The 20,797-nt window shown below is 61.4% G+C and carries 16 protein-coding genes, 2 tRNA genes and 3 rRNA genes; 8 read left to right on the forward strand and 13 right to left on the reverse strand.

Features of this window, described 5'->3' with window-relative positions; all coding sequences use genetic code 11:
• Positions 1–8: 8 nt before the first annotated feature.
• The 11 genes from ACIGJG_RS15430 to ACIGJG_RS15480 form a co-directional block, all read right to left on the reverse strand.
• Entirely contained in the window at positions 9–821 is an 813-nt protein-coding gene (locus tag ACIGJG_RS15430) for a DUF3047 domain-containing protein (RefSeq protein ID WP_011299154.1), read from the reverse strand.
• Positions 822–1,211: 390 nt separating this feature from the next.
• Positions 1,212–1,324 (reverse strand): 5S ribosomal RNA (gene rrf / locus ACIGJG_RS15435).
• A 121-nt stretch (positions 1,325–1,445) separates the two neighbouring features.
• Positions 1,446–4,326: ribosomal RNA gene (locus ACIGJG_RS15440) — 23S ribosomal RNA — on the reverse strand.
• Positions 4,327–4,624: 298 nt separating this feature from the next.
• Positions 4,625–4,700 (reverse strand) — tRNA-Ala (locus tag ACIGJG_RS15445).
• Between the two features lie 11 nt (positions 4,701–4,711).
• A tRNA-Ile gene (locus tag ACIGJG_RS15450) sits at positions 4,712–4,788 on the reverse strand.
• A 64-nt stretch (positions 4,789–4,852) separates the two neighbouring features.
• Positions 4,853–6,386, reverse strand: a 16S ribosomal RNA gene (locus ACIGJG_RS15455).
• Together the 16S, 23S and 5S rRNA genes with 2 tRNA genes alongside form the textbook arrangement of a ribosomal RNA operon.
• Positions 6,387–6,966: 580 nt before the next feature.
• Positions 6,967–7,743, reverse strand: a complete 777-nt coding sequence (locus tag ACIGJG_RS15460) for an enoyl-CoA hydratase (protein ID WP_011299155.1) — start codon at positions 7,741–7,743, stop codon at positions 6,967–6,969.
• Between the two features lie 61 nt (positions 7,744–7,804).
• Positions 7,805–8,950 carry a glycosyltransferase family 9 protein gene (locus ACIGJG_RS15465; RefSeq protein WP_011299156.1) on the reverse strand — a complete coding sequence of 382 codons (1,146 nt, stop codon included), beginning with the start codon at positions 8,948–8,950 and terminating at the stop codon, positions 7,805–7,807.
• 373 nt (positions 8,951–9,323) lie between these two features.
• Positions 9,324–10,076 (reverse strand): amino acid ABC transporter ATP-binding protein, encoded by a 753-nt coding sequence (locus ACIGJG_RS15470; protein ID WP_041680069.1) that lies wholly within the window; start codon positions 10,074–10,076, stop codon positions 9,324–9,326.
• 37 nt (positions 10,077–10,113) lie between these two features.
• The gene (locus ACIGJG_RS15475; protein WP_011299158.1) at positions 10,114–10,767 is read right to left on the reverse strand and encodes an amino acid ABC transporter permease; all 654 of its coding nucleotides are present in this window, start codon (positions 10,765–10,767) and stop codon (positions 10,114–10,116) included.
• 123 nt (positions 10,768–10,890) lie between these two features.
• On the reverse strand, positions 10,891–11,688 hold the full coding sequence (locus ACIGJG_RS15480) for an amino acid ABC transporter substrate-binding protein (protein WP_011299159.1): 798 nt from the start codon (positions 11,686–11,688) through the stop codon (positions 10,891–10,893).
• A 339-nt stretch (positions 11,689–12,027) separates the two neighbouring features.
• Between ACIGJG_RS15480 and paaG the strand changes: the two genes are divergently transcribed.
• The 3 genes from paaG (at position 12,028) to paaK (ending at position 14,693) form a co-directional block, all read left to right on the forward strand.
• Positions 12,028–12,813: a 2-(1,2-epoxy-1,2-dihydrophenyl)acetyl-CoA isomerase PaaG gene (gene paaG, locus ACIGJG_RS15485; RefSeq protein ID WP_483673087.1), complete on the forward strand. Its 786-nt coding sequence runs from the start codon at positions 12,028–12,030 to the stop codon at positions 12,811–12,813.
• 46 nt (positions 12,814–12,859) lie between these two features.
• Positions 12,860–13,306, forward strand: a complete 447-nt coding sequence (gene paaI, locus ACIGJG_RS15490) for a hydroxyphenylacetyl-CoA thioesterase PaaI (RefSeq protein WP_041679714.1) — start codon at positions 12,860–12,862, stop codon at positions 13,304–13,306.
• A gap of 82 nt (positions 13,307–13,388) precedes the next feature.
• Positions 13,389–14,693 carry a phenylacetate--CoA ligase PaaK gene (paaK, locus tag ACIGJG_RS15495; protein WP_011299162.1) on the forward strand — a complete coding sequence of 435 codons (1,305 nt, stop codon included), beginning with the start codon at positions 13,389–13,391 and terminating at the stop codon, positions 14,691–14,693.
• 18 nt (positions 14,694–14,711) lie between these two features.
• Here the strand turns inward: paaK and mltA are convergent, their stop codons facing one another.
• Positions 14,712–15,854 (reverse strand): murein transglycosylase A, encoded by a 1,143-nt coding sequence (mltA, locus tag ACIGJG_RS15500; RefSeq protein ID WP_041679715.1) that lies wholly within the window; start codon positions 15,852–15,854, stop codon positions 14,712–14,714.
• Between the two features lie 118 nt (positions 15,855–15,972).
• On the opposite strand from mltA, the gene ACIGJG_RS15505 reads away from it, so the two are divergent.
• Complete coding sequence (locus ACIGJG_RS15505) at positions 15,973–16,173, forward strand: hypothetical protein (RefSeq protein ID WP_011299164.1); 201 nt, start codon at positions 15,973–15,975, stop codon at positions 16,171–16,173.
• Positions 16,174–16,197: 24 nt separating this feature from the next.
• Here the strand turns inward: ACIGJG_RS15505 and apaG are convergent, their stop codons facing one another.
• Complete coding sequence (apaG, locus tag ACIGJG_RS15510) at positions 16,198–16,572, reverse strand: Co2+/Mg2+ efflux protein ApaG (protein ID WP_041679716.1); 375 nt, start codon at positions 16,570–16,572, stop codon at positions 16,198–16,200.
• Between the two features lie 215 nt (positions 16,573–16,787).
• Between apaG and rpe the strand changes: the two genes are divergently transcribed.
• From rpe to ACIGJG_RS15530, 4 genes are all read left to right on the forward strand, one after another.
• Complete coding sequence (gene rpe, locus ACIGJG_RS15515; RefSeq protein WP_011299166.1) at positions 16,788–17,489, forward strand: ribulose-phosphate 3-epimerase; 702 nt, start codon at positions 16,788–16,790, stop codon at positions 17,487–17,489.
• 8 nt (positions 17,490–17,497) lie between these two features.
• Positions 17,498–18,223 carry a phosphoglycolate phosphatase gene (locus ACIGJG_RS15520; RefSeq protein ID WP_011299167.1) on the forward strand — a complete coding sequence of 242 codons (726 nt, stop codon included), beginning with the start codon at positions 17,498–17,500 and terminating at the stop codon, positions 18,221–18,223.
• A 432-nt stretch (positions 18,224–18,655) separates the two neighbouring features.
• On the forward strand, positions 18,656–20,173 hold the full coding sequence (gene trpE / locus ACIGJG_RS15525; RefSeq protein WP_011299168.1) for an anthranilate synthase component I: 1,518 nt from the start codon (positions 18,656–18,658) through the stop codon (positions 20,171–20,173).
• A 25-nt stretch (positions 20,174–20,198) separates the two neighbouring features.
• A complete protein-coding gene (locus ACIGJG_RS15530; protein WP_041679717.1) occupies positions 20,199–20,768 on the forward strand; it encodes an aminodeoxychorismate/anthranilate synthase component II in 570 nt (189 codons plus the stop codon).
• The last annotated feature ends 29 nt before the right edge of the window (positions 20,769–20,797 follow it).

Here is a 20,797-nt window from a genome sequence, read left to right on the forward strand (position 1 = left end):
GGCGACGATCAGTCCAGGGCGATGTCGCCGTACCAGGACTCTGCCGTGCTCCGTGTATTGTCTGTATCGGTCATGATGCCAACGGCGATGACCCGGCCCGGGTCAGTGCCGAAGGCCTTACGGTAGTCGGCACGCAGATCCCTTTCGTGGCAACGCCACTCATTGGTGTGCTTCGTGCCGGCATCTACCACGATCATGCGTACTCGATCGGTATGCGGATTCGACAGCACGGTGCCTTCCGCCCGCTTGCCCCCCCAGATATACATCAGGGTTGCGTACGGCATCTCGCGGCCCGTTGTCAGGCGGGCCATCTCGTACATCAGTTGATCCTTGAGCGACAGACTGCCCTTGTCGCCATCGAATGCGACAAACAGGCGTAACGGGGCATCTTCACGCTGCCCCTGGCCGTTGTCAGCATTGCGGATAATGCCATTGGTCTTCCACGTCCAGCGCAGCACACCCGCATCGCGGTCACGCAAGGGCACGTAGAGGCCTGAGGCCGAGCTGTCGGCCTGGGCGTGGACGACGACGCGTTCGTCCACTTCCGCGAGCGTGTAACGCGTCGGCGTCTTGTTCCGGTTGATCGTCCATGGCTGCCACCCGACTGGCAGGCGGCTCTTCAAGGACGCAGCGGAGAATCTGGGAAGGTGCGCCAGGAGCGGCGCCGGTGCTGTATCCCCGTCGTCGCCAGCTTCCGCCTCGATAGCTTGATCGTTGGCGACGGTCACTGCATCGGACACCGGGTCATCAGCGGGATGGCTTTTCTGAGACGCGACACGGGCCGCGAAGACCTTGCAATCGATGGCGGAGGCCGCAGCCATCTTCGACGGATCCGATGGCGGACTGACCTGCGTCGATGCGCATCCCGCCAACGTCAGCGCGACCGCCACGCCAGTCAAAACAAGCCGATACCACCTGGCCGCCATGTGACCCCCTGCCTCTCTGAATCCGCCGCAATGCTGCTTCGCATCGGGCTTTGGTATTACGTACTGCTTGCCGCAAATTGCATGCGGCAGACTGCGTCGCTTCGGTCCCGGCCGAAGCTTGGGAAAGAACATATCAGAAGCGCTGAATGCCCGGAATGCTCCGGTACCCTCGAATCAGCGCGCAACAACACCGCGCCGGGGCTAGGGTGCGCTTTCTAACGTTTCAGCGCCCCAAAAGCAAAAACCCCTCAGCTCGAGGGAGCTGAGGGGTTCTGCATTATAAGAGCCTGGCGATGACCTACTTTCACACGGGTATCCGCACTATCATCGGCGCGGAGCTGTTTCACGGACCTGTTCGGGATGGGAAGGGGTGGTTCCAGCTCGCTATGGTCACCAGGCATGAGGGGTTGTGAGGCTGACGCGGTCAACCTCACCAATTCGGGATGTAGTTTTGTAGCGTTGGGTTGTGCTGTATCGGCACAAGGCGATTGACTCACCAGGCTAAAACACACTGGTTATAGGATCAAGCCTTACGGGCAATTAGTACTGGTTAGCTTAACGCATTACTGCGCTTCCACACCCAGCCTATCAACGTCCTGGTCTCGAACGACCCTTCAAGGAGGTCAAGCCTCCAGGGAATCCTCATCTTCAGGCGAGTTTCCCGCTTAGATGCTTTCAGCGGTTATCTCTTCCGTACATAGCTACCCTGCGATGCCTCTGGCGAGACAACAGGTACACCAGCGGTACGTCCACTCCGGTCCTCTCGTACTAGGAGCAGCCCCCGTCAAGATTCCAACGCCCACGGCAGATAGGGACCAAACTGTCTCACGACGTTTTAAACCCAGCTCACGTACCTCTTTAAATGGCGAACAGCCATACCCTTGGGACCGGCTACAGCCCCAGGATGAGATGAGCCGACATCGAGGTGCCAAACACCGCCGTCGATATGAACTCTTGGGCGGTATCAGCCTGTTATCCCCAGAGTACCTTTTATCCGTTGAGCGATGGCCCTTCCATTCAGAACCACCGGATCACTATGTCCTGCTTTCGCACCTGCTCGACTTGTCGGTCTCGCAGTTAAGCACGCTTTTGCCATTGCACTTTAGGTACGATGTCCGACCGTACCAAGCGTACCTTCGAACTCCTCCGTTACACTTTGGGAGGAGACCGCCCCAGTCAAACTGCCTACCATGCACTGTCCCCGACCCGGATTCACGGGCCAAGGTTAGAACCTCAAACAAACCAGGGTGGTATTTCAAGGACGGCTCCACGTGAACTAGCGTCCACGCTTCAAAGCCTCCCACCTATCCTACACAGATCGGTTCAAAGTCCAATGCAAAGCTACAGTAAAGGTTCATGGGGTCTTTCCGTCTAGCCGCGGGGAGATTGCATCATCACAAACACTTCAACTTCGCTGAGTCTCGGGAGGAGACAGTGTGGCCATCGTTACGCCATTCGTGCAGGTCGGAACTTACCCGACAAGGAATTTCGCTACCTTAGGACCGTTATAGTTACGGCCGCCGTTTACCGGGACTTCAATCAAGAGCTTGCACCCCATCATTTAATCTTCCGGCACCGGGCAGGCGTCACACCCTATACGTCCACTTTCGTGTTTGCAGAGTGCTGTGTTTTTATTAAACAGTCGCAGCCACCATTTTATTGCAACCCCTTCACCCTTCTGGCGCAGGCCAGTCAAGCTACCAGGGCGTACCTTATCCCGAAGTTACGGTACCAATTTGCCGAGTTCCTTCTCCCGAGTTCTCTCAAGCGCCTTAGAATACTCATCTCGCCCACCTGTGTCGGTTTGCGGTACGGTCTCGTATGACTGAAGCTTAGAGGCTTTTCTTGGAACCACTTCCAATTGCTTCGCGAGCCTAGCTCACTCGCCCCACAGCCTTGAATTACGCGCCCGGATTTGCCTAAGCGCCTTCTCCACTGCAGGGACCGGGACTTCCAACACCCGGACAACCTTCCGCGATCCGTCCCCCCATCGCATCATACGACGGTGCAGGAATATTAACCTGCTTCCCATCAGCTACGCATCTCTGCCTCGCCTTAGGGGCCGACTCACCCTACGCCGATGAACGTTGCGTAGGAAACCTTGGGCTTACGGCGAGGGGGCCTTTCACCCCCTTTATCGCTACTCATGTCAGCATTCGCACTTCCGATACCTCCAGCATCCTTTACAAGACACCTTCACAGGCTTACGGAACGCTCTCCTACCACGCACATTACTGTGCGTCCGCAGCTTCGGTATATGGCTTAGCCCCGTTACATCTTCCGCGCAGGACGACTCGATCAGTGAGCTATTACGCTTTCTTTAAAGGGTGGCTGCTTCTAAGCCAACCTCCTGACTGTTTTAGCCTTCCCACTTCGTTTCCCACTTAGCCATATTTGGGGACCTTAGCTGGCGGTCTGGGTTGTTTCCCTCTTGACACCGGACGTTAGCACCCGATGTCTGTCTCCCGTGATTGCACTCTTCGGTATTCGGAGTTTGCTATGGCGGGGTAATCAGCAATAGACCCCCCAACCATGACAGTGCTCTACCCCCGAAGGTGACACACGAGGCACTACCTAAATAGTTTTCGGAGAGAACCAGCTATTTCCAGATTTGTTTAGCCTTTCACCCCTATCCACAGCTCATCCCCTAACTTTTCAACGTTAGTGGGTTCGGTCCTCCAGTACGTGTTACCGCACCTTCAACCTGGCCATGGATAGATCATCTGGTTTCGGGTCTACACCCAGCGACTAATCGCCCTGTTCGGACTCGCTTTCGCTACGCCTGCCCTAATCGGTTAAGCTCGCCACTGAATGTAAGTCGCTGACCCATTATACAAAAGGTACGCCGTCACCCCTTACGAGGCTCCGACTGTTTGTATGCATGCGGTTTCAGGATCTATTTCACTCCCCTCCCGGGGTTCTTTTCGCCTTTCCCTCACGGTACTGGTTCACTATCGGTCGATCACGAGTATTTAGCCTTGGAGGATGGTCCCCCCATCTTCAGACAGGATTTCACGTGTCCCGCCCTACTTGTCGTACACCTAGTTCCACAACGCTGTTTTCGCATACAGGGCTATCACCTGCTACGGCCGGGCTTTCCATCCCGTTCTGCTAACAACACTGCTAAAGAGTACAAGGCTCTTCCCATTTCGTTCGCCACTACTTTGGGAATCTCGGTTGATTTCTGTTCCTGCAGCTACTTAGATGTTTCAGTTCGCCGCGTTCGCTTCCCTGACCTATGTATTCAGTCAGGGATGACCCATTCGGGCCGGGTTTCCCCATTCGGACATCTCCGGATCAAAGCTCGTTTGCCAGCTCCCCGAAGCTTTTCGCAGGCTACCGCGTCCTTCATCGCCTGTGATCGCCAAGGCATCCACCACATGCACTTGTTCGCTTGACCCTATAACAAGTGTGTCTCAAGGACACCGTCTCGCTACAGGTTGAGTTCTCGCATTTGTGCCGTATTCCAAGTCATCTTTCGATCACTTAAATACTTTGGTTGATACAATCACAACCCGGTATCGCGTTATACAACTGAGCGTCTCATCAACGCTCGCGCGACACCTTTACTACATCCCATATTGTTAAAGAACAGCCGATCTTGCGATCGCTTGGCAATGCCAAATGCAAACACTCTTGCGCAGAGCGCTTGCATTTGGCCAACCAAACCAAGGTACTTCCGTCCCGCTCGTAAGCGGTGGTGGAGGATGACGGGATCGAACCGACGACCCCCTGCTTGCAAAGCAGGTGCTCTCCCAGCTGAGCTAATCCCCCCTCGGATAACTTGGTGGGTCTGGTAGGACTTGAACCTACGACCCCCGCCTTATCAAGACGGTGCTCTAACCACCTGAGCTACAGACCCTTGGCTGTAACAGCAAACAAACCGATAAGTGTGGACACTGAGCACGCAGAACGCGCGCCTCTGGAAAGGAGGTGATCCAGCCGCACCTTCCGATACGGCTACCTTGTTACGACTTCACCCCAGTCATGAACCCTGCCGTGGTAATCGCCCTCCTTGCGGTTAGGCTAACTACTTCTGGCAAAACCCACTCCCATGGTGTGACGGGCGGTGTGTACAAGACCCGGGAACGTATTCACCGCGGCATGCTGATCCGCGATTACTAGCGATTCCAGCTTCACGTAGTCGAGTTGCAGACTACGATCCGGACTACGATGCGTTTTCTGGGATTGGCTCCCCCTCGCGGGTTGGCAACCCTCTGTACGCACCATTGTATGACGTGTGAAGCCCTACCCATAAGGGCCATGAGGACTTGACGTCATCCCCACCTTCCTCCGGTTTGTCACCGGCAGTCTCTCTAGAGTGCCCTTTCGTAGCAACTAGAGACAAGGGTTGCGCTCGTTGCGGGACTTAACCCAACATCTCACGACACGAGCTGACGACAGCCATGCAGCACCTGTGTCCACTTTCCCTTTCGGGCACCTAATGCATCTCTGCTTCGTTAGTGGCATGTCAAGGGTAGGTAAGGTTTTTCGCGTTGCATCGAATTAATCCACATCATCCACCGCTTGTGCGGGTCCCCGTCAATTCCTTTGAGTTTTAATCTTGCGACCGTACTCCCCAGGCGGTCAACTTCACGCGTTAGCTACGTTACTGAAGAAATGAATCCCCAACAACTAGTTGACATCGTTTAGGGCGTGGACTACCAGGGTATCTAATCCTGTTTGCTCCCCACGCTTTCGTGCATGAGCGTCAGTCATGTCCCAGGGGGCTGCCTTCGCCATCGGTATTCCTCCACATCTCTACGCATTTCACTGCTACACGTGGAATTCTACCCCCCTCTGACACACTCTAGCCTTGCAGTCACAAGCGCCATTCCCAGGTTAAGCCCGGGGATTTCACGCCTGTCTTACAAAACCGCCTGCGCACGCTTTACGCCCAGTAATTCCGATTAACGCTCGCACCCTACGTATTACCGCGGCTGCTGGCACGTAGTTAGCCGGTGCTTATTCTTCCGGTACCGTCATCCCCCCACCGTATTAGGGCAAGGGTTTTCTTTCCGGACAAAAGTGCTTTACAACCCGAAGGCCTTCTTCACACACGCGGCATTGCTGGATCAGGGTTGCCCCCATTGTCCAAAATTCCCCACTGCTGCCTCCCGTAGGAGTCTGGGCCGTGTCTCAGTCCCAGTGTGGCTGATCGTCCTCTCAGACCAGCTACTGATCGTCGCCTTGGTGGGCTCTTACCCCACCAACTAGCTAATCAGACATCGGCCGCTCCTATCGCGCGAGGCCGTTACCGGTCCCCCGCTTTCACCCTCAGGTCGTATGCGGTATTAGCTAATCTTTCGACTAGTTATCCCCCACGACAGGGCACGTTCCGATGTATTACTCACCCGTTCGCCACTCGCCACCAGGCCGAAGCCCGTGCTGCCGTTCGACTTGCATGTGTAAGGCATGCCGCCAGCGTTCAATCTGAGCCAGGATCAAACTCTTCAGTTCAATCTCTGTGTGGTGCCGAAGCACCTCGCTCTTTCGAGCGGTCGCTCACTCTCAGAAAACTGACTGACCAGATCCGTAGACCCAGTCACGTTTTGCTGTGCGAGCACTGATAACTTTTGAAGCCCCGAAGTCCGAAGACTTCGTGCGTCCGCTACCCAGCGCCCACACTTATCGGTTGTTTGGTTGTTAAAGAACCCGCCCTTTCAGGCCACGCTACCGGCTTTGCCGTTTGCGTCGCTGCGTCAGCAGCAGAGAAACGAGATTATGCAGAACTTTCTTCGTTTCGTCAACCGGGTCAGCACTTTTTTTGCTTCGGTTCGTCGCGCTAACTCTCTCGCTCCGAACCACCCAGTTGCCCCGCAACCCTTGCCAGCCCTGCCTTGCAGCGCCGCGTTGTGTTGCGAGGGGGCGAATATTAAGCCGGTTTGCCGAGGGTTGCAACACCTTTGTCACAACGGCACAGCAACCTGCACCATCCAATTCACCCAACTCTTTGATCGATAAGGGAATACGGCGTTCTTTTTAGCACCGGGAAACTGAATACCCCTGAGAAAACCTCGGGTATTCCCCTATCAAGTTATCAGCGATGCTTGAAGTCAGGGCTGCGTTTCTCGACAAAAGCAGCCATGCCTTCCTTCTGGTCTTCGCTGGCAAACGTCGCATGGAAGAGCCGGCGCTCGAAGCGCACGCCCTCAGCGAGCGTTGTCTCATAGGCCGCGTTGATCGATTCCTTGATCATCATGACCACAGGCAGCGAGTAGCCGGCGATGGTCTCCGCCGCTGCGAGCGCTTCATCCAGCAGCTTGTCCGCCGGCACCACGCGCGAGACAAGGCCGGCCCGCTCCGCTTCGGCGGCATCCATCATGCGCGCGGTCAGGCACAGGTCCATGGCCTTGGCTTTGGACACCGCGCGCGGCATGCGCTGGGTGCCGCCGGCGCCGGGCATGGTGCCGAGCTTGACTTCCGGCTGCCCGAAGCGGGCATTTTCAGCGGCAATGATGATGTCGCACATCATCGCGAGTTCCGAGCCACCGCCCAGCGCGTAGCCTGCCACGGCTGCAATCACCGGCTTGCGGATGGTGCGGATCGTTTCCCAGTTGCGGGTAATGTAGTCGCCCTTGTACACGTCCATGAACGAGTACTTGGCCATCATGCCAATATCGGCGCCGGCCGCGAACGCCTTTTCGCTGCCGGTAATAACGATGGCACCGATGTTCTCGTCCTTGTCGAACACCGTCAGTGCGGCACCCAGTTCATCCATCAATGCGTCATTGAGCGCATTCAGCGCCTTCGGACGGTGCAGCGTGACCAGCCCGACGCGGCCGCGCGTTTCCACGAGGATGTTTTCGTACGACATGTCTTCTCCTTTGTAGGCAAATGCAGCCGGAGAGTTTGCCACGTTGACGCGGCAATTGGGACTATCCGCGCGGAGTGGCAGGTGCGACGCCGCGGGCATTCGCGAGACCACCTGGCTTGGTCCACAAACCCTTTTGCGGTGATTGCCTGTTCCGGGGTCTGTCGCTACCTTTCATCGCCACCTCCGCCGCGCGGGGATTCCCATCGGCCGAGATGAGCTCATGCGAAGCCTCGACGACCTGATCCACCTGCACGTCCTCGATCAACGTGCCCGTCCATGGCTTGACGATGCGCAGGCGGTTGCTGTCCCCTGCCGGACCTGTCACGTGGGAAAGCGTCGGCCCGAAAATCGCGATGACCGGTGTACCGAACGCCGCCGCGACGTGGGTTGGACCGGTATCCGTGCCGATCAGAAGATCCGCGTCGGCGATCAGCGCCATCATTTCCGGCAGCGGCGTCTTGCCGCACAAGTTGATGACGCTCGGATACTTGTCCGCAATCTGCGCAATGTGCTCAGCTTCGGCCGGCGTACCAATCAGCACTGGTTGATGGTGCGGGAAGTATCGCGACCATCCGTCCAGCAACTCGATCCATTTCCCCACAGGCCAGAGTCGCGTGTTCGCCCTGTTGTGATAGAACGAACTGTTCCCGGTATGCAGGCAGATAAAGGGCGATGTCAGCCCGTAGCGCGCCCGGATATCGATATCCGGTCTTCTCAGCGAAGGCATGGCCCGCTGTGCAATGTGTTGAGGCGTGCAATAGGCGAGCAGGCGCTGGACGACCGTCGTCCTGTGGGTCTCCGGCGGATCTACCTCGTGGCGCACCTTGTAGACCTTGACCTTGTGAGCGGCGGGGAAGCACCAGCCAAGACTCGGGAAAAAGTCCGTCCTGTTGATGGTCAGGTCCAGAATCAAGTGATAAGGATAGCGAATCAACGCCTGCGCGAGTATCAGCCACTTGTGCGGATTCACCAGCAAAGGCAGCCTGGGGCCGCCACGCAGGATGAGGATCCGAGAAATACGCGGGTCGTGCTTGAACAGTTCGCCAGACCGGTGCTTCAGCAGCAGGTCGATCTCGATATCGCTCCCGTACGTTTCGCGCAAGGCGTCGATGGACGCGCTGGCCCACACGACATCTCCCAGGCCACCAATGCAAAGAACCAGTGCACGGGGCCTCTTGCCGTTGGCCAGCTTCGTTTTCTGCAACATTGATTCTCCAGCTTCCGCGATTTCGCCCGGGGCGGCCCAAACATTCCGTTCACTGGCTCCGGAGCCCTGGGAAAGGCGCCACGGAGTTTGCCAGACCTTTGTTTGGATATAAAGACAGGCAAAACCATGTTTGGTTGCATCGACTTCGCATACGGAATTGGGAATCGTGCAGGATGGAAGCGCAGCACTTTGGCGGCTGCTGCCGAGCAGCGCCTATTTACAATAGGAAAAATGTGGGAGGCCGGCAGCTTTGAGGGATCGCCGGGAATGAGGCGCCGAGGCTTGGCCAGCGAGCATGGGTCGTGGCAGAGTGGCCCCGACTGGGGAGGCCACCGCACAATTTCAATTGTCATGCGGTGGCGAGTTACAGCGACTAGAGCGTGTGTGCGAGGAATTCCCGCGTCCGCGCATGGACCGGTGCCCCAAATACGCGCTCGGGCGGCCCTTCCTCGAGGATCCTTCCTTCGTCCATGAACACGACATGATTGGCGACTTCGCGCGCGAAGCCCATCTCATGCGTGACCACCAGCATGGTCATGTGTTCGTCGGCCAGTTGCCGCATGGTTCGAAGGACCTCTCCGGTCAGTTCGGGGTCGAGCGCCGACGTCGGCTCGTCGAACAGCATGATGTCGGGCTCCATCGCCAGCGCGCGGGCAATCGCCACGCGCTGCTTCTGGCCGCCGGACAAGCGCGCAGGATAACTGTCCCGCTTGGCCAGCAGGTCGACCTTGCGCAACAGTTCCTCGGCCTTGGGCAGCACCGCGTCGCGCGACAAACCCTTGACGGTCATCGGCGCTTCGATGATGTTCTGCAGCACCGTCATGTGCGGGAACAAGTTGAACGACTGGAACACCATGCCCATCTTCCGGCAGATACGGCGTACTTCCGCATCCGGCACGTACTTGGCCACGCCATCGACGCCCATCGATGCAAGCGCCTCGCCTTCAATTTCAACGGTGCCGCTGTCGATCACTTCGAGATGATTGAGGCAGCGCAGCAACGTGCTCTTGCCCGATCCCGACGGACCGATCACCGCTGTGACATCGCCCTTGCGCAAGGTCAGGGACACACCGCGCAGCACTTGCAACGGTCCGAAGGCCTTCACGATGTCCCGCGCCGCGACCATGACGCTGGCGCCGCGATTGGAATCGGCTCCGGCCGCGTCAGTCATCATGTTTGGCATAGCGTTTCTCGAGGTTCTGGAAGAACCAGGTCAGGATCAGCGTCATCAGCAAGTAGAAAAGCGCTGCCACCAGGAACGGCGTGGTCGTGAAATCGCGCTGCACGATGCCGCGCGCGGTGCGAAGAATATCGTTGAGCGCCAGCACGTAGATCAGCGACGTGTCCTTGATCAGCGTGATGGTCTCGTTGCTGACCGGCGGCAATACGCGGCTGACCATCTGCGGCAGCACGACGCGGCGCATGGTCTGGAAATAGGTCATGCCGAGCGCTTTGCTGGCTTCGTACTGTCCACGGTCGACCGACTTGATGCCCGCACGGAAGATTTCCGCGAAATAGGCGGCGTAGTTCAGCGCGAACGCCACCACCGCCGCAGGAAAATCAGGCAGCCGCACGCCAATGACCGGCACGAACGGCAGCGCGAAATAGATGAACAGCATCTGCAGCATCAGCGGCGTACCGCGCATCAGCCAGATATAGCCGTTGACGAGGCTGCTCAGCAGCGGCCACTTCGAAATGCGGGCAAGCGCCAGCGCCAGGCCGAGCGGTACAGACAGGGCCAGCGTGATAAAAAATAGTGTGAGGGTGATTTTCGCACCCTGCGCCAGGGGCGGCAGAAGGGATAAGACGTAATCCATGCTTGCGCGGATGGGAGGGGTTCGGATCCCGGGCGCCTGGCTGCTGCTACGTTGCCGGCGCGCGGGCCGCGATGAGGCGCGACGCCGCGCCAATGGGGCACGGGACGTCGCGAACGATCCGGATTACTTGGTGATGTCGGCGCCGAACCAGCGGGTGGCGATGCGGGCCGCCGTGCCATCTTCCTTCATCGAATGGAGCGTCTTGTCGAGTTTGCCAAGCAGCTCGGCATCGTCCTTGCGCACGCCTACGCCGTAGTCTTCCGTACCGAAGTTCTCGTCGAGTACACGGTATTCGCCTGCGCGCTTGCTGATCAGGTAGCGGCCCACGACTTCGTCGACCACGATCGCATCGAGGCGGCCGGCCGACAGGTCCATCAGCGCCGTCACGTTGTCGCCGAAGGTCTTCAGTTCCTTCAGGCTGCCCGCGACCTGCGCTTCCTTCTTGATCGCGTCCACGGCGCTGCTGCCATCCTGTGCGCCGACAATGCGGCCCGACAGGTCAGCCTTGGTCTTCACCGGCGAATTGGTGCCGACAATGACGATCTGGTGGTTCGTCATATAGGGCGCGGTGAAGCTGATGTTCTGCTTGCGCTCTTCCGTAATGGTCAGGCCGTTCCACAGCACATCCACGCGCTTGCCATTGAGCTCGGCTTCCTTGGCGCTCCAGTCGATCGGCTTGAACTCGACCGTCAAGCCGAGGCGGCGGCTCGCCTCCTTGGCCATGTCGATGTCGAAACCGACGAGCTCGTTATTGCTGTCGCGGAAGCCCATCGGCGGGAAATTGTCGTCGAGGCCGACGATGATCTTTGTAGCGGCAACCGGAGCCGGCTCCGTGCCGGCGGCAGGTGCCGATTCCTTCTTGCCACACGCACCGAGTAGGGCGACGGTCGAAATGAGGAGTAGTGCTGCGAACTTCTTCATGGAGGTATCCAATACAAATAGACGGCGCGCCGGTGTCCCGGGTACGGAGACCGGCGGATTTCAGGTTATTGCTGGCAGCGCGATTATAGAGCGACGCCCCCCTCCGGCATTGCGGCGGTCGCCGGCAATCGCGCAAACCCTCTTGTGGTGCCGCTGGTAAGGCACCTGAACGGTCCTTAATAGCCTGTAAGCAGCAGCACAGTCATCACACCCACGCCCGACTTTTGATGCTACCATTCACCGACCGATCGGTCGGTTAATTAAAACCGTCCGGCAAGAACACCAAGGCAGGAGACAACAATGCCCCCGATGCCCGCGCCCACTGGCCAGCCGGTCAGCATGGACTCCGGCCCGGTCTTGCTTGCATGGCAAGGCAACGTGGCCGTCATCACCCTGAACCGCCCCGACAAGCTCAACAGCTTCACGCGCGAGATGCACGGCGCGCTGCAGCAGGCACTCGATCATGTGGAGGCTGGCGGCGCTCGCGCCCTGCTCCTGACCGGTGCCGGCCGCGGCTTTTGCGCCGGACAGGACCTGGCCGACCTCGACTTCACGCCTGGAAAGATGACCGATCTGGGCGATCTGATCGACAGCTACTTCAATCCGCTGGTCCGCCGCCTGCAGGCGCTGCCGATGCCCGTCGTGGCCGCCGTCAACGGCACCGCCGCGGGTGCCGGGGCCAACCTCGCGCTGGCCTGCGACATGGTGCTGGCGGCGCGCTCGGCCAGCTTTATCCAGGCCTTCGTCAAGATCGGTCTGGTGCCGGATTCCGGCGGCACCTGGTTGCTGCCCAAGCGCATCGGCATGTCGCGCGCCATGGGACTGGCCATGACCGGCGAAAAACTCACTGCCGAAAAGGCTGAGAAATGGGGCCTGGTCTGGGAAATCATGGACGATCCGGTGCTGCACGAGCAGGCGCTGGCGCTGGCCACGCAACTGGCAGCCCAGCCGACGCGTGCGCTCGCCGCGATCAAGCGTGCGATGTATGCGAGCGCAACCGCAACCCTCGATGCGCAGCTCGACCTAGAGCGCGACCTGCAGCGCGAGCTTGGGCAGTCCGCCGACTATGCGGAAGGCGTCAATGCCTTCCTGGAAAAGCGCGCGCCGAAGTTCACCGGCCGCTGACCTGCAGGCGCCATCGTGCGCCGCCCCACCGAGACAGGAGACCCGCTTGACCAAGAACCCGCAGGCACTTGCCGAGTCGGCCGCCGCCGCCATGTATGAAGCCGATACCTGTAGCCGCTGGCTCGGCATCGTGGTGCAGGAAGTACGGCCCGGCTATGCCCGGCTGACCATGCCGGTACGCCCCGAATTCCTCAATGGCCACGGCATCTGCCACGGCGGCCTGATGTTTACACTGGCTGACTCCAGCTTCGCTTTCGCGTGCAATAGCCACAATATCAATACCGTGGCGGCAGGCTGCAGCATCGAGTTCCTCAAACCCGTGCATGGCGGCGACGTGCTGACCGCCGAAGCGGTGGAACAGATCTTGTCGGGGCGGCACGGCATCTACGATATCCGCGTGACCAATCTTGCCGGCGAGGCCGTGGCGATGTTCCGCGGCAAGTCGGCGCAGATCAAGGGACACGTGGTACCGCCGGACAGCAGCAGCACCTGAAGTTCGCCAGGCCCGTGGCCTGACCCCGCACAAGACGATTTCACGATTCCATCGACAAGAACGCCCACGTGCAGGAGACGATATGAGCACGCGCCTGACCGATCTGCCGCTCGAGCCTATCGAGACCGCCAGCCGCGACGAATTGCGGGCACTCCAGCTCGAGCGCCTGAAATGGTCGCTGCGGCATGCCTACGATAACTCGCCGGTCTACCGCCGCAAATTCGACGAGGCCGGCGTGCATCCCGATCAGGTCCAGACGCTCGCAGACCTCGCGCGCTTCCCGTTCACCACCAAACAGGACCTGCGCGACAACTATCCGTTCGGCATGTTCGCGGTGCCGCAGGACCGCGTGGCGCGCGTGCATGCATCGTCGGGCACTACGGGCAAGCCGACCGTGGTCGGTTACACGCTCAAGGACATCGACACGTGGGCCACGGTGATGGCGCGCTCGATCCGGGCTGCCGGAGCGAGGCGTTGCGACAAGGTGCACGTCAGCTATGGCTATGGCCTGTTCACGGGCGGCCTCGGCGCGCACTACGGCGTGGAAAAGGCCGGCCTGACGGCGATCCCGTTCGGCGGCGGGCAGACCGAACGCCAGGTGCAGCTGATCATGGATTTCAAGCCCGAGATCATCATGGTCACGCCGAGCTATATGCTCGCCATCGCCGACGAATTCGAGCGCCAGGGCATCGATCCCGCCACGACGTCGCTGCGCGTCGGCATCTTCGGCGCCGAGCCGTGGACGCCGGAAATGCGCCTCGCGATCGAGAAGCGCATGAATATCTCGGCCGTCGACATCTATGGCCTGTCCGAAGTGATGGGCCCGGGCGTGGCCAATGAATGCGCCGAGACCAAGGACGGCCCGACCATCTGGGAAGATCACTTCTACCCCGAGATCATCGACCCGGACACCGGTGAGGTACTTCCCGACGGCGAGTTCGGCGAACTCGTGTTCACGTCACTGACCAAGGAAGCGATGCCGGTGGTCCGCTACCGCACACGCGACCTGACGCGCCTGCTGCCGGGCACCGCGCGCGCGGCGTTCCGGCGCATGGAGAAGGTCACCGGCCGGACCGACGACATGATGATCGTGCGCGGCGTAAACGTGTTCCCGTCGCAGATCGAGGAGCTGATCCTGAAGCGCCCGGAACTGGCGCCGCACTACCAGTGCGTGCTGACGCGCGAAGGGCCGATGGACCTGCTGACAGTGCGCGTGGAATGCGCCCACGGCGGCGAACCGGCGACGGCGCAAGCCGCGCGCGAGGCGCTGGCCCACGACATCAAGGCCTATATCGGCGTGAGCGCCGGCATCGAGGTGCTGCCGACCGGCGGCATCGAGCGCTCGGTCGGCAAGGCGCGGCGCATCGTCGACCAGCGCCCACGCTGATAGTTACCGCGCGGCGCGTCAGCTGCGCGGCATCAGCACCCACATCCGGCCGCCCTGCTTCATGCGGCCGGCCGTCTCGCCCGCGGCATCGCCCGCGCCCCAGAAGAAGTCCGCACGCACACCGCCCTTGATGGCGCTGCCGGTGTCCTGCGCGAACATCAGGCGCTCGATCGGTTCGGTCGACAGCGGGCGCGTGGTCGACAGGAACACAGGCACGCCAAGCGGAATCGTCGCCGGATCGACCGCGATCGAGCGCTCCGCCGTGAGTGGCACGCCGAGCGCACCGACCGGACCGTCATTGGTCGGCGGCAGCTCCTTGAAGAACACGAAGCGCGGGTTCACGTTGAGCATTTCCTCGACGCGCGAGGGGTTGGCGCGCGCCCATGCCTTGATGCCCTGCATGGTCGCCTGCGCCGGCGTGATCTCGCCGCGGTCGAGCAGCCACTTGCCAAACGAGCGGAACGGCTGGTCATTGGTGCCGCCAAAGCCCACGCGCATCATGGTGCCGTTGGCGAGCCGGATACGGCCCGAACCCTGGATCTGCAGGAAGGCGGCCTCGACGGCATCGTCGACCCATACCACCTCGTTGCCACGCATCGCCGGGCTCTGCAGCAGTTCGGCGCGCGGCGGCAGCGCGCGGTTGGCCAGTTGCGGCGGCTTGCGGTACAGCGGAACCTGATACTGGCCCTGCCGTGTGCGCGAGCCGTGCAGGATCGGTTCGTAGTAGCCGGTGATCAGCCCGTTGTCGGTGCCGTCGCCGTTGATGACGCGGTAGGGCTGGAAGTTGGATTCAAAGTAGGCACGCATGGCGCCGAGGTCGCCGGCGTCGACCATCAGGCCAGCGGCACAGGCGCGGCCCCATTCGGCGCGCTTCTTCAGCGCCTGGCAGCTAGCCTGCAGCGCGGGCCACGCGGCGCGCATGTCGTCCTGCGTCCAGCCGCTGATCTCGTTCCAGTTCGCGGCCTGCAGGCGCCCCTTCTGCGCACCCGGCGTTGGCGCCGTCGTGCCGGGCGCACCGCCGGTCTCGATGCGCGGCGGCGGCCCGCTCATGCAGCCGGCCAGCAGCGCGGCGCCGGCAGCCAGCGCCAGCCACCCGCGCCAGGGCGCGCCGGTGCGGCTATGGGATCGCGAAAACGTGGAAAGGGAATGCGGAATTGCCATCTTGTCTGTTCGTATTGTCCAGCGCCGCCGCGCATGCATCGGGGGGCGATGCCCTACAATGCCCGGCGTCAGTCTTCACCGTTGCCGGCGCCTGTGAAGGACGCCCGCCATACCGATCATGTCCGAGTTCCTTGAAGCCCACCCGATGCTGCTGTTCGCGCTCGAAGCCGGCGTGGCACTGTTCCTGCTGATCTTCATCGTGGTCTGGACTATGGGTACGGCCAAGAAGAACCCGCGCCCTACCCGTGCGCCAACCGATCATCCGTCGCGCCAGACTCAGGCGCCTGCGCAGGATCAGGACAGCCGGCCGCGCCAGTAGGTTCCTCGCGCGGCCCGCGGCCGCTCAGTGCAGCATGCGCGGCAGTACCAGCGCGAATTCGGGAATCGGCACCTCGAAGCGGTGCCCGTCTTCGGCCACGCAGAAATATTCGCCCTTCATCGAGCCGACCGGCGTCGAAATCGTGGCCCAGCTCGTGTATTCGAAATGCTCGCCCGGCTTGAGCAGCGGCTGATGGCCGACAACGCCCAGGCCCGAGACTTCCTGCGACGCATTGTCGCTGTCGGTGATGATCCAGTGGCGCGAGATCAGCTGCGCCGCAACCTCGCCTGTATTGTGGATCGTGATGGTGTAGGCGAAGGCGTGGCGCCCGCGCTCGGGGTCTGACTGGTCGGGCAGGTACTGGGTACGTACCGCCACGGAAAAGGCGTACTCGCTCATTTGTCTGGTCTGCGGGATCCGGCTCAAGGGTAGGCGCATTGTGCGGCAAGGCTCCGGCAGCGGCAAGTGCAGCCCCGGCCCCGGCCCTGTTGCGCGGACAGGCGTAAAATACGCGCGATTCGCCGGCCGGCCAACCCGGATCGCCCCGCAAGGGGCAGGATTCCCGCCGTGCCGCCGCCGCCCAGTCTCCAATTGTCCCCATTCCGCCCGCCGCCATGAGCACGCCCACCTACCGCATCGCCCCGTCCATCCTCTCCGCCGATTTCGCCCGCCTGGGCGAGGAAGTCCGCCGCGTGACCGAGGCTGGCGCCGACTGGATCCACTTCGACGTGATGGACAACCACTACGTGCCGAACCTGACGGTGGGTCCGCTGGTCTGCGAGGCGATCCGGCCGCACGTGACCGCGCCGATCGACGTGCACCTGATGGTGCGCCCGGTGGATCGCATCATCCCGGACTTCGCCAAGGCGGGTGCCAATATCATCACCTTCCACCCGGAAGCCAGCGAACACGTGGACCGCTCGCTTGCGCTGATCCGCGACAACGGCTGCCAGGCCGGCCTGGTGTTCAATCCGGCCACGCCGCTGCACCACCTGGACCACGTGATGGATCGCCTCGACGTGATCCTGCTGATGTCGGTGAACCCGGGCTTCGGCGGCCAGTCGTTCATCCCGGAAACGCTGAACAAGCTGCGCGCGGTGCGCCAGCGCATCGACGCCTACACCGAGCGCACGGGCCGCAAGATCCTTCTCGAAGTGGACGGTGGCGTGAAGGTCGACAACATCGCCGAGATCGCGGCGGCGGGCGCCGACACCTTTGTGGCGGGCTCGGCCGTGTTCGGCAAGCCCGATGCGGACGGCGGCTACCGCGGCATCATTTCCGCACTGCGCGGCGAGCTGGCCAAGGTCGGCCAGTGAGCGCCGGCATGACGCTGCGCCGCACCGACTGGCGCGGCATCGAAGGCGTGATCGTCGATCTGGACGGCACCATGGTCGACACCGCCGGGGATTTCCACGCGTCGATCAACGCGATGCTGCTGGCGCTCGCGCACCTGCACCCGAACCTGGGGCCGGTCGCGCCGATGTCCGAGCAGGAGATCGTGAGCTTCGTCGGCAAGGGTTCGGAGAACCTGATCCGGCGCGTGCTGGACGCCCGGTTCTCGCCACTGCACGCCAACGGCCTGTTCGCGCAGGCCTATGCGCTGTACGACCGCGAGTACATCCGCATCAATGGCCAGTTCTCGCAGATCTACCCCGGCGTGCGCGAAGGCCTGGCGGCGCTGAAGGCGGCCGGCCTGCGCATGGCCTGCGTGACCAACAAGCCGTACAACTTCACCGAGCCGCTGCTGGCCAAGACCGGGCTGGCGCAGTATTTCGAGCTGGTCTACGGTGGCGATGCGTTTCCGCTGCGCAAGCCGGACCCGTATCCGCTGCTCAAGGTGGCCGAGGTTTTCCACCTCGATCCGTCGGCCATGCTGGCCATCGGCGACTCGGAAAACGACGCGCAGGCGGCCCGCGCGGCCGGCATGGGTGTGCTGCTGATGCCCTACGGCTACAACCATGGCAACCCTGTACAAGCCGTCGACGCCGATGGTATAGTCGATTCCATTGCCCGCGTGGCAGAGCTTCTTTCTGCACACGGAACCTGCTGAGAAAGCGGTAATTCGCTGGCAATCAGACTTTCATAGCCCCTGAACACCTCAATGTTCTTCAACCGCAAACGCATCTCTTCTGGCAGTGATCGGCAGGCTTGGCCCTGGCGTCGCTGGCGCGCCTCCCAACAGGCGTAAAGTGCGTTCGCGAGTCCGCTGAGCGGCCTTCGTACCGAAGGCTCGCCAGCACCGGCCAGGGTGCCGGCATCCTTACCAGGATCCCTCTTCACTCCCCGCCAGCAAGCGTAGCTGCATGTGCTACGTTTAGCTCAAGAACGCGCCACACGCCGCCCCGGCCGTGTGCGGTCTTGTCCGCAGTCTTCCCGCACCACGGTTCCGCAACCGGAGCGGCCTTGCGCCTGCTCCCGCCTAATTGCCGACACCACGGCGCCGCGCCAACAAGAACACGCCGCGCCGCAAACGAGGATCGACATGACCGAACTGGAATTCAAATCGCTGGCCGACCAGGGCTACAACCGCATCCCGCTGATCGCCGAGGCCTTCGCCGATCTGGAAACGCCGCTGTCGCTGTACCTGAAGCTGGCCCAGTCGCAGACGCGCGGCGTCAATACCTTCCTGCTGGAATCGGTGGTGGGCGGCGAACGCTTCGGCCGCTACTCGTTTATCGGCCTGCATGCGCGCACCCTGCTGCGCTCCTACGGCAACCGTGCTGAAGTTGTCACCGACGGCAAGGTGGTCGAGACCCACGAAGGCAACCCGCTTGATTTCATCGCCGAGTTCGAGAAGCGCTTCAAAGTCGCGCTGCGCCCGGGCCTGCCGCGCTTTTGCGGCGGTCTGGCCGGCTATTTCGGCTATGACGCGGTGCGCTATATCGAGAAGAAGCTGGCCAACACGCAGAAGCCCGACGACCTCGGCCTGCCCGATATCCAGCTGCTGCTGTGCGAAGAGCTGGCCGTGATCGACAACTTGTCCGGCAAGCTCTACCTCATCGTCTACGCCGACCCGACCACGCCGGAAGCCTATTCCCGCGCTCGCCAGCGCCTGCGTGAGCTGCGCATGAAGCTGCGCCAGCCCGTGGATGTGCCGGTAACGAGCCCGTCGGTGCAGACCGACGTCTACCGCGAGTTCGACAAGGCCGATTACCTGGCCGCCGTGCACAAGGCCAAGGAATACATCATGGCCGGCGACATGATGCAGGTACAAATCGGCCAGCGCCTGATGAAGCCGTACCGCGACGCGCCGCTGTCGCTGTACCGTGCGCTGCGCTCGCTGAACCCGTCGCCGTACATGTACTTCTACAACTTCGGCGATTTCCAGATCGTCGGGGCCTCGCCGGAAATCCTCGTGCGCCAGGAATCGCGCAAGGTCGGCACCAATGGCGATTCGCGCGACGAGCACATCGTCACGATCCGTCCGCTGGCCGGCACGCGTCCGCGCGGCAATACGCCCGAGAAGGACGCGCAGCTCGCCACCGAACTGCTCAACGACCCGAAGGAGATCGCCGAGCATGTGATGCTGATCGACCTGGCGCGCAACGATATCGGCCGCATCGCCGAGACCGGCTCGGTCAAGGTCACCGACAAGATGGTGATCGAAAAGTACTCGCACGTGCAGCACATCGTCAGCTCGGTCGAGGGCACCCTGCGCCCGGGCATGAGCAACCTCGACGTCCTGCGCGCCACCTTCCCGGCCGGCACGCTGTCGGGCGCGCCCAAGGTGCACGCGATGGAGATCATCGACGAACTGGAGCCGCGCAAGCGCGGCATCTACGGCGGCGCCGTGGGCTACCTGTCGTTCGGCGGCGAGATGGACCTGGCGATTGCGATCCGCACCGGCATCATCAAGGACGGCAATCTCTACGTGCAGGCTGCGGCCGGCATCGTTGCGGACTCGGACCCCGAAGCCGAATGGAGGGAAACCGAAGCCAAGGCGCGCGCCGTGATCCGCGCCGCCGAGCAGGTCCAGGATGGCCTGGACTCCGACATCTGAACCAGGGAATAAGGGAGAAACGGCCATGCTGCTGATGATCGACAACTACGATTCGTTCACCTACAACCTTGTCCAGTATTTCGGCGAACTCGGCGAGGACGTGCGCACCTACCGCAACGACGAAATCACGATCGAGGAAATCGAGGCGCTCAAGCCCGACCATATCTGCGTATCGCCGGGCCCGTGCAGCCCGAAGGAAGCCGGCATCTCGGTGGCCGCGCTGCAGCACTTTGCCGGCAAGGTGCCGCTGCTCGGCGTGTGCCTCGGCCACCAGGCCATCGGCGAAGCGTTCGGCGGCAAGGTGATCCGCGCGAAGCAAGTCATGCACGGCAAGGTCAGCACCATCGAGACCACGCAGCAAGGCGTGTTTGCCGGCCTGCCCAAACACTTCGACGTGACGCGCTATCATTCGCTGGCGATCGAGCGCGAAACCCTGCCGGACTGCCTGGAAGTGACCGCCTGGACGCCTGACGGCGAGATCATGGGCGTACGCCACAAGACGCTGGCCATCGAAGGCGTGCAGTTCCATCCCGAGTCGATTCTTTCCGAACAAGGCCATGCGCTGCTGGCCAACTTCCTGAAGACGACGCGATGAGACTGCTCGACACTGCCACGCCGTCCGTT

It is taken from the genome of Cupriavidus sp. C1SS-2L, from assembly GCF_057073735.1.